9 protein-coding genes are annotated in these 10588 nt (G+C 66.4%); 8 read left to right on the forward strand and 1 reads right to left on the reverse strand.

Translation table 11 applies throughout. The annotated features are described in order from the left end of the window. From ACP5E6_RS08935 to guaD, 7 genes are all read left to right on the forward strand, one after another. The coding region (locus tag ACP5E6_RS08935; protein WP_427953883.1) for an FAD binding domain-containing protein at window positions 1-963 on the forward strand (963 nt) is incomplete at its 5' end. Beyond that, the gene (gene xdhB, locus ACP5E6_RS08940; protein WP_427953884.1) at window positions 960-3359 is read left to right on the forward strand and encodes a xanthine dehydrogenase molybdopterin binding subunit; all 2400 of its coding nucleotides are present in this window, start codon (window positions 960-962) and stop codon (window positions 3357-3359) included. The genes ACP5E6_RS08935 and xdhB, both read left to right, overlap by 4 nt. Beyond that, window positions 3356-4222 (forward strand): xanthine dehydrogenase accessory protein XdhC, encoded by an 867-nt coding sequence (gene xdhC / locus ACP5E6_RS08945; protein WP_427953885.1) that lies wholly within the window; start codon window positions 3356-3358, stop codon window positions 4220-4222. Before xdhB ends, xdhC begins: the two co-directional genes overlap by 4 nt. A gap of 38 nt (window positions 4223-4260) precedes the next feature. Further along, window positions 4261-4602, forward strand: a complete 342-nt coding sequence (gene uraH, locus ACP5E6_RS08950) for a hydroxyisourate hydrolase (protein WP_427953886.1) — start codon at window positions 4261-4263, stop codon at window positions 4600-4602. Between the two features lie 18 nt (window positions 4603-4620). After that, window positions 4621-5805 carry a urate hydroxylase PuuD gene (locus ACP5E6_RS08955; protein ID WP_427953887.1) on the forward strand — a complete coding sequence of 395 codons (1185 nt, stop codon included), beginning with the start codon at window positions 4621-4623 and terminating at the stop codon, window positions 5803-5805. After that, window positions 5802-6320 (forward strand): 2-oxo-4-hydroxy-4-carboxy-5-ureidoimidazoline decarboxylase, encoded by a 519-nt coding sequence (uraD, locus tag ACP5E6_RS08960; RefSeq protein ID WP_427953888.1) that lies wholly within the window; start codon window positions 5802-5804, stop codon window positions 6318-6320. The genes ACP5E6_RS08955 and uraD overlap by 4 nt, the downstream gene beginning before the upstream one ends. Beyond that, window positions 6317-7648: a guanine deaminase gene (guaD, locus tag ACP5E6_RS08965; protein ID WP_427953889.1), complete on the forward strand. Its 1332-nt coding sequence runs from the start codon at window positions 6317-6319 to the stop codon at window positions 7646-7648. Before uraD ends, guaD begins: the two co-directional genes overlap by 4 nt. A 12-nt stretch (window positions 7649-7660) precedes the next feature. Here the strand turns inward: guaD and ade are convergent, their stop codons facing one another. Next, window positions 7661-9361: an adenine deaminase gene (gene ade / locus ACP5E6_RS08970; RefSeq protein WP_427953890.1), complete on the reverse strand. Its 1701-nt coding sequence runs from the start codon at window positions 9359-9361 to the stop codon at window positions 7661-7663. A gap of 165 nt (window positions 9362-9526) precedes the next feature. Here ade and ACP5E6_RS08975 point away from each other — a divergent pair, with 165 nt between their 5' ends. Continuing rightward, window positions 9527-10564 (forward strand): NAD(P)-dependent alcohol dehydrogenase, encoded by a 1038-nt coding sequence (locus ACP5E6_RS08975; RefSeq protein ID WP_427953891.1) that lies wholly within the window; start codon window positions 9527-9529, stop codon window positions 10562-10564. The last annotated feature ends 24 nt before the right edge of the window (window positions 10565-10588 follow it).

The raw sequence follows: 10588 nt of genomic DNA on the forward strand, positions 1-10588 counted from the left end.
GCGTTGCGCGGGATCGCGCGGGATGATTTTACCTATGCGGCGCCCGATCCCGCCTGGGCGGGGCGGATCGACCGGTTTGCCGCACCGCGTTCGCTCGCGGCGCTGGGCGCTGCCTATGCCGCGCAACCGCAGGCGCGCCTGCTCGCGGGGGGGACCGATATCGGGCTTTGGGTGAACAAGCGGTTCCGCGATGTCGGTTCCATGATCTATCTTGGCGATGTTGCTGAATTATCCGTCATCGAGCACGAGGGCGAGGTGTTGCGGATCGGCGCGGCGGCGCCGCTCGAGGACGCCTGGGCGGCGTTGGTCGCGATGGTGCCCGACCTGGCCGAAATGGCGCTGCGCTTTGCCGGTCCGCCGGTGCGCCATGCCGGCACCATGGGCGGCAATGTCGCGAACGGCTCGCCGATCGGCGATGCGGCGCCGGTTCTGATGGCGCTGGATGCGACCCTCGTTCTGCAATGCGGATCGGAAGTCCGGCGCGTGGCGCTGGATGAGTTCTATCTCGGCTATGGGGTGAATGCGCTGCGGGCGGGGGAGTTTCTGCGCGCGATCGAGGTGGCGCGCCCTGATCCGGCGATGATCGTGCGGGGCTGGAAGATTTCGAAGCGATCCGATTGCGATATTTCCGCGCTGTCGTGCGGGTTTGCGTTGCGGTGCGAGGCGGGGGTGGTGCGCCACATCCGGCTTGCGTTCGGCGGCATGGCGGCGATTGTGCGCCGCGCGGATCACGCCGAGGCGGTGTTGCGGGAGGGCGTGTGGAGTGAAGCCAGGGTGACGGCGGCGATGGCGGCACTCGGCGATGATTTCGCGCCGCTGTCGGATATGCGGGCGTCGCGGCAGTACCGGCTGCGGGTTGCGCGTCATTTGCTGTGGCGGATCTGGCTCGAGACGCGCCCGGAGAGGCAACTGCCGGCGGCGGCGATGCGGGTGCGGCCGGGAGTTGTGGCGAGCGTGGCATGAACAAGCCATTCGTGAACACGTCGTTCGTGCCGGGGGTGACGCGGGAGGGGGGGCAAGTCGGGTTGGGCGTGGCGCATGAATCGGCCCATCTGCATGTGACCGGCGCGGCCCCGTATGTCGATGATATTCCGGAATCCGCCGGTACGCTGCATGCGGCGCTGGCGCTCTCGCCGGTGGCGGCGGGGGGGGTGCGGCGCATCGATCGGGCGGGTCTGGCCGCGCTGCCGGGCGTGGTCGCGGTGCTGACGGCGGCGGATCTGCCCGGCCCGAATGATTGTGGGCCGGTGGTGCATGATGATCCGATCCTGGCCGATGGTGTCGTGCGGTATGTGGGCCAGCCGGTCGCGCTGATCGTGGCCAGCACGCGGAATCTGGCGCGGCGCGCCGCCGCGCGGATCGCTGATCATCTCGAGATCGAACCGGCGGTTCCGGTGCTGACGGCGCGCGCCGCCTTTGCGCGTGGCGATTTTTTACTGCCGCCGGTGAGTCTGGTTCGCGAATCCGCACCCGGTGCGTTGCAGGCGGCGATCGCCGCGGCGCCGCATCGGCTCGAAGGGACATTTTCCTTGGGCGGGCAGGAGCAATTCTATCTCGAAGGGCAGATTTCCTATGCGCTGCCGACCGAGGATCGGGGGATGCGGGTTTATTGTTCGACCCAGCATCCGAGCGAGATGCAGCATCTGGTCGCGCGGGCGCTGGGCTGGCGCAGCCATCAGGTGGTGGTGGAATGCCGGCGGATGGGCGGCGGGTTCGGCGGCAAGGAGTCGCAATCGGCCCTGTTTGCCTGCTGTGCCGCGATCGCCGCCGATCGTCTCGGCCGCCCGGTCAAGCTGCGGCTCGATCGCGATGATGATTTCATGATTACCGGGCGGCGCCACGGTTTCGATTATGATTACACGATCGGTTTCGATGATGAGGGCCGCATTCTGGGCCTTGAGGCGCGGTTGATCGCCAATGGCGGCCATTCGGCCGATCTGTCGGCGGCGGTGATGACCCGCGCGCTCTGCCATGTCGATAACGCGTATTATCTGCCGGAGGTCGCGCTGCACGGCTTCATCGCGCGCACCAACACCCAGAGCAATACCGCGTTTCGCGGCTTCGGCGGGCCGCAGGGGGCGTTTTTGATCGAGATGCTGATCGATCGGATCGCGCGGCATCGCGGGCGCGACCCGCTCGCGGTGCGGCGGGTGAATTTTTACGGCACCGAATCGCGCAATACGACACCCTATGGCCAGATCGTCGCGGATAATGTGATCGACCAGCTGGTGACGGCGCTGGCCGGCGAGGCCGATTATCCGGCGCGGCGCGCCGCGATCGCGGCGTTCAACCGCGACAATGCCGTGTTGAAAAAAGGGATCGCGCTGACGCCGGTGAAATTCGGCATTTCGTTCAACGTGCCGCATCTCAATCAGGCGGGGGCGCTGGTGCATGTTTATGCCGATGGCAGCGTGCTGGTCAATCATGGCGGCACCGAGATGGGGCAGGGGCTGAACACCAAAGTGGCGCAGGTGGTCGCCGATGTGCTGGGCGTGGGGCTTGGCGCGGTGCGCTGCACGGCGACCGATACGTCCAAGATCGCGAATACCTCGGCCACCGCCGCATCGACCGGTACCGATCTGAACGGGATGGCGGCGCAGGCGGCGGCGATGACGATTCGCGACCGGCTCGCCGTGTTCATGGCGTCTGTTCATGGCGGCGCGGCGCAGGAGGTTCGCTTCGGGGCCGATCATGTTCATCTTGCCGGCGTCGCCGTGCCGTTCGCGTCCCTGGTCCGCGCGGCCTACGAGGCGCGGGTGCAGCTGTGGAGCGACGGGTTCTACGCGACGCCGAAGGTTCACTGGGACAGACAGGCGCTGCGGGGCAATCCGTTCTATTACTTCGCCTATGGCGCCGCGATCAGTGAGGTGGTGATCGATACGCTGACCGGCGAGTTCGCGCTGCTGCGGGCGGATATTCTGCACGATGCCGGACGGTCGCTGAACCCGGCGATCGATATCGGGCAGATCGAGGGCGGCTTCATCCAGAGCATGGGATGGCTGACCATGGAGGAGCTGGTGTGGGACGAGGGCACCGGGCGGCTGCTCACCCATGCGCCGAGCACCTATAAAATCCCGACCGCGAACGACTGCCCGGAGCGGTTGCGGGTTCGCTTGTTCGAGAATTCCAATGTCGAGCCGACGATCCACCGTTCCAAGGCGGTTGGTGAACCGCCGATGCTGCTGGCGTTTTCGGTTCTGCTCGCGATCAAGGATGCGGTCGCGGCGACCGGTGGCGCGGGGGCTGATCCGCCATTACGCACGCCCGCGACGCCTGAGGCGATTCTCGATGCGATCGAGGCGATCGAGGCGATCGGGGCGATCAGGGCGATTGGGGCGATTGGGGCGGTTCAGGCATGATCGAGGGCGTGCCCTGTGGCGTTCGGGTCGAGATCACCGCGGCGCTGGGGTCGTCGCCGCGCGAGGCCGGGGCGGTGATGCTGGTGCGCGCGGCGGATAGCGAGGGCAGTATCGGCGGCGGGGCGCTCGAACACGCGGCGATCGCGCGGGCGCGGGAATTACTCGGCCTGTGGCAGCGCGATCATGCCGCGGGTGATGCCGTCGTCGAGACGCGCGCGCTCGGCCCTGCGCTCGGCCAGTGCTGCGGCGGCGTGGTCACGCTGGGCTATCGGCCGTGGTATCGGGCCGCGCTGCCGCCGCCAGCGCCGCTGTTTCACCTGCAATTGCACGGGGCGGGTCATGTCGGGCGCGCGTTGGTGCGGGTTCTGGCCGGGCTGCCGTGCCGGATCGACTGGATCGATTGCCGGGCGGCGGCGTTTCCACCGGTGACAGCGGGTGCCGCGTTGATCAGGCCGGTGGTGACCGGGCGGGCGGCGGATGAAGTGGGTGCGGCGCCGCCGGGCAGCCTGTTTCTGATCATGACGCATAGCCACGCCCTCGACATGGCGATTGCCGGGGCGGCGCTGCGGCGGGGCGATGCGCGCTATGTCGGGTTGATCGGCTCGGCAACGAAGCGGGCGCGATTCGAGCATCGGTGGCGCTGTCAGGGGCTTTCGGAAGCGGCGATGGCGCGGTTGACCTGCCCGATCGGGATTGCGGGGATTGCCGGCAAGCAGCCCGCGGTTGTCGCCCTGGCGGTTGCCGCCCAGTTGGTGCAGGTCGCCGGATGCGGCGGGCTTGCGGCAGCGGGGCCGGTGGCCGCGCCCGATTGTGAGTGCGCCCCCTGCGCCACGCCATGCTTTGCCGAGGGCGGCGTGCGATGAGCGGGTTCGTGTCGTAACAATTGCAAGCGGAGACCATGATGACCGGCCTGACCACGCATATTCTCGACACCGCCAGAGGCTGTCCGGCGGCCGGTATTCGCGTCACGCTGCAGCGCGTCGCCGCGGCGCGGTTGCCGCTGGCCGAGGCGGTGACGGATGGCGATGGCCGGGCGATGCTGGTCGCCGATGATGATCCTGTTCTCGCCAGCGGGGTGTATGATCTGATGTTCGCGATGGGGGCGTATTTCGAGGTGGATCAGAGCCCGCCTGGCTTTATCGGCGAGATCGTTCTGCGCATCGGCATCGATGGCGGGCAGGCGCATTATCATGTGCCGCTTCTGGTGTCGCCGTGGAGCTACACGACGTATCGTGGCCGCTGAGCGATGATTTCATATGCGATGGGCTGGGCGATGGCCCTGCTGATCTGGCTTCACGTGGTCGCCGCGATCGCGTGGATCGGGGAGTCGTTTTATTTTGTGATGCTCGATAACAGCCTGCATCCCCCCGATGAGGCGATCGCGAAACAGCGCGGCGTGTTCGGCGAACTCTGGGCGGTGCATGGCGGCGGGTTTTATCATTCGCAAAAATATCTGGTCTCGCCGCCGCGCATGCCGGAGGATCTGCACTGGTCGAAATGGAAATCCTACGTCACCTGGCTTTCGGGATTTTCACTGCTGATTGTGATGTATTTGCTCCAGCCGGGGATTTATCTGATCGATCCCTCGGTCGCCGCGCTGACGCCGCTGACCGCGGCGGGCGCGGTGCTCGGTTTTTTGCTCGCCGGGTGGCTGGTTTATGATACCGCCTGCCGTCTGCTTGGCGCGAGGGATCTGGTGCTCGGCATTGTTATCGCCGCCTTCGTCGGGGTGGCGTGTTATGGCTCGACGCATCTGTTCGGGGCGCAGGCGGCGTTTCTGATCGTGGGCGCGATGCTCGGCACCATCATGACCGCGAATGTGTTTTTCGTGATCATTCCCGGCCAGCGCAAGATGGTCGACGCGCTCGCCCGCGGCGAGACGCCCGATCCGTTGCCCGGCAAGCGGGGCAAGCAGCGCTCGGTCCACAACACCTATTTCACCCTGCCGGTGGTGTTCGCGATGCTGAGCAGCCATTTCAGCATGCTCTACGGCGGGCGCGCCAACTGGCTCGCGCTGTGGCTTGCCATGCTCGGCGGGGCGCTGATCCGGCAGTATTTCGTGCTGCGGCACACGGGTCGGCAGGATTGGAAACTTCCGGCGAGCGCTGTTGCGATATTCATCGGCCTGATCGTCGCGGCGGCGCCCGCCGGGAGATTGGGCATGGCCGCACCGGCCGAGGGGGCGGGTGCGGCGGTTGTTAAAACCGCTGCGATCATGCCGATCATTGCCGCGCGCTGCGCGCCGTGCCATGCGGCGCATCCGCGCCTGATGGCGAGCGCGCCGGCGGGGATCATGTTCGACACCGAAGCTGAGATACGCGGGCACGCCGCCGTGATCGAGCAGCAGGTGGTGCAGGTGAAGGCGATGCCGCCCGGCAATGTCACCCATATTACCAAAGCCGAGCGCGCGGCGATCGGGCGGTGGTTCGACGATGGCGCGAAATGAGCGGACTCTCGCTTGACGCGCTGAACCGGGCGAGTGAGCGGGGGTTCGTTGAGGCGCTCGCCGGCGTGTATGAACATTCGGATTGGGTCGCGGCGGCGGTGGCTGGATTGCGGCCGTTCGCGACCGGTGGTTCGCTGGCCGCCGCGCTGCAAGCCGCCGTGCTGACCGCTGGCGCCGATCGCCAGCTTGCCCTGTTGCGCGCCCATCCGGAGCTTGGCGCCGGGGGCCGCCTGACCGAATATTCGGCCACCGAACAACGCGGCGCCGGGCTGGACCGGCTGGATCGCGATCACGCGGACCGGCTTGCCCGGCTCAATCGGGACTATCGGCAGCGGTTCGGTTTTCCCTTCATCATCGCGGTGCGCGGGCAGCGGGATACGGCGGCGATCATTACGCAGATCGAGCGGCGCATCGCCAATGAGGCGGTGGTTGAACAGGCGATCGCTTTGGCCGAGGTTGGCAAAATTGCCGGTTTCCGCCTCGATCGGTTGTTGATCCCTGCTGGCGCGCCGTGATCACGGCATTGCGGGGCGCGTATCTGAGCTATACCGGCAACCCGTTCGAGAGCGAGGACGCACCATGTCATCGTTTTGAATCCGATGGGCTGATCGTGATCGAAAACGGCGTGATCTCGCATGCCGGTGCCTATGATCAGACCGATCTGCCGGCAGGCGTCGTGCCCGAACAGATCCGCGATGGGCTGATCATGCCCGGCTTCATCGATGCCCATGTGCATTATCCGCAACTGCCGATCATCGGTGCGCATGGCAAACAATTGCTGGATTGGCTTGATCATTACGTGTTTCCGACCGAGCAGCGCTACGATGATCCCGCTTTTGCGCGATCGATCGCGCGGATTTTCCTGCGCGAGGAATTGCGCGCCGGCGTGACGACGCCGATCACTTTCTGCACGGTGCATCCGGAATCGGTCGAGGCCTATTTCGAGGAGGCGGCGCGGCTTGGTATGCGCACCGGCGCGGGCAAGGTGCTGATGGATCGCAACGCGCCGGCGGCGCTGCGCGACACCGCGCAGTCGGGTTATGATCAATCCAAGGCGCTCGCGTCTCGCTGGCATGGGCGGGATCGGCTGTTCTATGCGATCACGCCCCGCTTCGCGCCGACCAGCAGCGCCGCCCAACTCGAACTTGCCGGCGCGTTGCGGCGCGAAATCGAGGGTGTGTATCTGCAAACCCATCTGGCCGAAACCCATGCCGAGATCGCGTGGGTCAGGCAGTTGTTCCCGGCACGGCGGGACTATCTCGATGTGTATGATCATTATGGTCTGGTCGGGCCGCGCTGCCTGTTCGGCCATGCGATTCATCTGAACGAGCGCGAGTGGCGGCGGCTGGCGGAATCGGGTGCCGCGATCGTGCATTGCCCGACCTCCAACCTGTTTCTCGGCTCGGGTCTGTTCAATCTCAGGCGCGCCATGGTCTCGGCCAATCCGGTGCGCACGGCGCTGGGATCGGACATTGGTGCGGGCACGAGTTTTTCGCCGCTCGCCACGGTGGCGGAAGCCTACAAGATCGCCCTGTTGCGCGGTGAGTCGCTCACGGCGCATCAGGCGTTCTATCTGGCCACGCTGGGGTCGGCGCGCGCGATCGATCAGGATCGGCACATCGGCGCGATCGAGGCGGGCAAGGACGCGGATCTGGTGGTGCTCGATTTCGATGCCAGCCCGCTGCTCGCGGCGCGCCAGCGCTTTGCCGACTCACTCGAGGAACGTTTGTTCGTGCTGATGACGATCGGGGGTGAGCGGGTCGTGCGCGCGACCTATGTGGCCGGGCGCCGATGCTATGACCGTGACGACCGCGCTTACGTTGCCGCTGCCGCGTCGACTTAAGCGCATATCGCTCTAACCCGTTATCAGGGCGAAACGATCGACGTCCACCAACCCGCGATCGGTGATTTTAAGGTGAGGGATCACCGGCAGGGCCAGGAACGCGAGTTGAAGGAACGGTTCGGGCAGGGATGTGCCCATGCCGCGCACCACGGTGCGCAACGCCTCAAGACTGGCGCGGACGACATCGAATGGCTCAAGGCTGATCAACCCGGCCATCGGCAGCGCGAGCGCGCCCAGCACCACACCGTCGCGAACCGCGACGAAGCCGCCGCCCTGGTCGAGCAGATGGTTCACCGCGCAGGCCATGTCGGCATCGCTGGCACCGACCGCGCAGATATTGTGGCTGTCGTGCCCGACCGAGGACGCGAGCGCGCCGGCGGTGATGCCGAAGCCCCGGACGAAGCCGCAGGCGATGTTGCCGTTGACGCCGTGACGTTCGATCACCGCGACCTTCAGAACGTCGCGCGCCGGATCGGGGTGGCGCAGACCATCCGACCAGGGCAGGTCCATCGTGAGGAATTCGGTGACGATGCGGCCCGGGATGATGCCGATCACCGGCCCGGCGGGACCGGCGGTCGGCGCCCTGAAATCGGCCGTGGCGACCGGTGCGCGGCGCATGCTGTCGAGCCCGATCGGCGCGGGCGGGCTTCGCCCGGCGAACAACGCGGGTTCGACGACGATGCCGCGCGCGATCACCTGCGCGACGGCGCAGGTTTCGAGATCATCGAGCAGGACGATGTCGGCGCGCTGACCGGGCGCGATCAGCCCGCGATCGGTCATGCCGAAGCCGCGCGCCGCCGAAAACGAGGCTGCGCGGTAGGCGTGCAGCGGCGCCACGCCGAGGGCGATCGACCGGCGGATCAGGTGATCGATATGGCCTTCCTCGAAAATATCGAGCGGGTTGCGATCATCGGTGCAGAAACTGCACAAAAGCGAGGTCTCGGCGGTCAGGGCCGGGGCGAGGGCGGCGAGATCCTTGCAGATCGTGCCTTCGCGGATCAGCAGATGCATGCCTTTTTCGAGTTTCTCCAGCGCCTCGTCGAGGCCGGTGGTTTCATGATCGTTGCGCACGCGGCAGGCGAGATAGGCATTCAGCGCCCGGCCGCGCAACAGCGGCGCATGGCCATCGATGTGACCCGACTGGAACAGGGCGAGCTTGTCGAGCACGACGGGGTCCTTGGCGAGCAGGCCGGGGAAGTTCATCATCTCGGCGAGGCCGATGACCTGACCTTCGGCGCGGTAGGGGGCGAGATCGGCGGCGTCCATCCGGGCGCCGGCGGTTTCCAGCATCGTCGCGGGGACGCAGGACGAGAGTTGCACCCGCAAATCCATGACCATGCGGGAGGCGCAGTCGAGCATATAGTCGAGGCCGCCGGTGCCGAGCACGTTGCAGATTTCATGCGGATCGCAGACCGCCGTGGTGGTGCCGCGCGGCAGAACGCAGGCTTCGAATTCCATCGGCGTGACCAGCGATGATTCGCAATGGACATGGGTGTCGATGAAGCCTGGCACCGCGATGCGCCCCGCCGCCGCGATGACGCGCCGCCCCTGGTAGCCGGCTCCGATGCCGACGATGCGGTCACCACAGATCGCGATGTCGGTGCGTGTCCTTGTGCCGGTGACCAGGTTGAACACATCGGCGTCGCGGATCACCAGATCGGCCGGGGTGGTGCCTAACGCCTGATCGATACAGGCTTCGAGAAATTCATTCATAAGGGATGGTTCAGACAGTCCGGCCCGATGTCAAGCGCAATCGGCGCGGGCGAGCGGCGACGGGCGCGTTGCTTGGAGGGTGGCGTGATCTGCGATAGAGCGGGTGAGCCATCGGCGGTCGTTGCCATGCGCGGCGCACGGCACGGAACAGGAGTGAAACACGGTATGCGTGCCCTGATCGTTGAGCGCAAAGGCGTTCTTTCCCTTCGCGATATCGACCTGCCGCAGACGCTGGGACCCGGCGACGTTCGCATTGCCATCGATACCGTCGGCATCTGCGCCAGCGATGTTCATTACTACACCCACGGCCGGATCGGCCCCTATGTGGTCGATGCGCCCATGGTGCTGGGCCACGAGGCGGCGGGCGTTGTGACCGCCATCGGCACGGCGGTTCATGATCTGGCGCCGGGTGATCGGGTCTGCATGGAGCCGGGCGTGCCCGATCCCCAATCGCGGGCGGCCAGGCTCGGGATTTATAACGTCGATCCCGCGGTGCGGTTTTGGGCGACCCCGCCGGTGCATGGTGTGCTGACCGCCTCGGTCGTGCATCCCGCCGCCTATACCTACAAACTCCCCGACAATGTGAGCTTCGCCGAGGGCGCGATGATCGAGCCGTTTGCGATCGGCATGCAGGCGGCGACGCGCGCGCGCATCGTCCCCGGCGATGTCGGCGCGGTGATCGGCGCGGGCACCATCGGCATCATGATCGCGCTCGCCGCCCTTGCCGGCGGCTGCTCACGCGTGATGATCGCCGATTTCAGCGCCGAGAAACTGGCCATCGCCGGCCAGTATGAGGGCATCGTGCCGGTTGCGATCGGGACCACGCGATTCAGCGACGCCATTGCCGCGGCGACCGGCGGCTGGGGGGCCGATGTCGTGTTCGAGGCCAGCGGCAGCGCCCGGGCGTTCGATGATATTTTCAGCCTGGTTCGGCCGGGCGGTGCGATCGTTCTGGTTGGGTTGCCGGTGGAGACGGTGCGGCTGTCGGTGCCGGAGGCGATCGCGAAGGAGGTTCGGATCGAGACGGTGTTCCGCTATGCCAATGTCTATGACCGGGCGCTGGCGCTGGTCGCGTCGGGCAAGGTTGATTTGAAGCCTCTGGTGAGCGCGACCTTCGGCTTCGAAGACTCGATCGCGGCCTTCGAACGCGCTGCCGCCGGGCACCCTACCGATATCAAACTGCAGATCCGCGTCGGGGGGTAAACCCCCGACCATCGTATTCGGGGG

The sequence above is a fragment of the Acidiphilium sp. genome, assembly GCF_049977125.1.
Lineage (GTDB): Bacteria > Pseudomonadota > Alphaproteobacteria > Acetobacterales > Acetobacteraceae > Acidiphilium.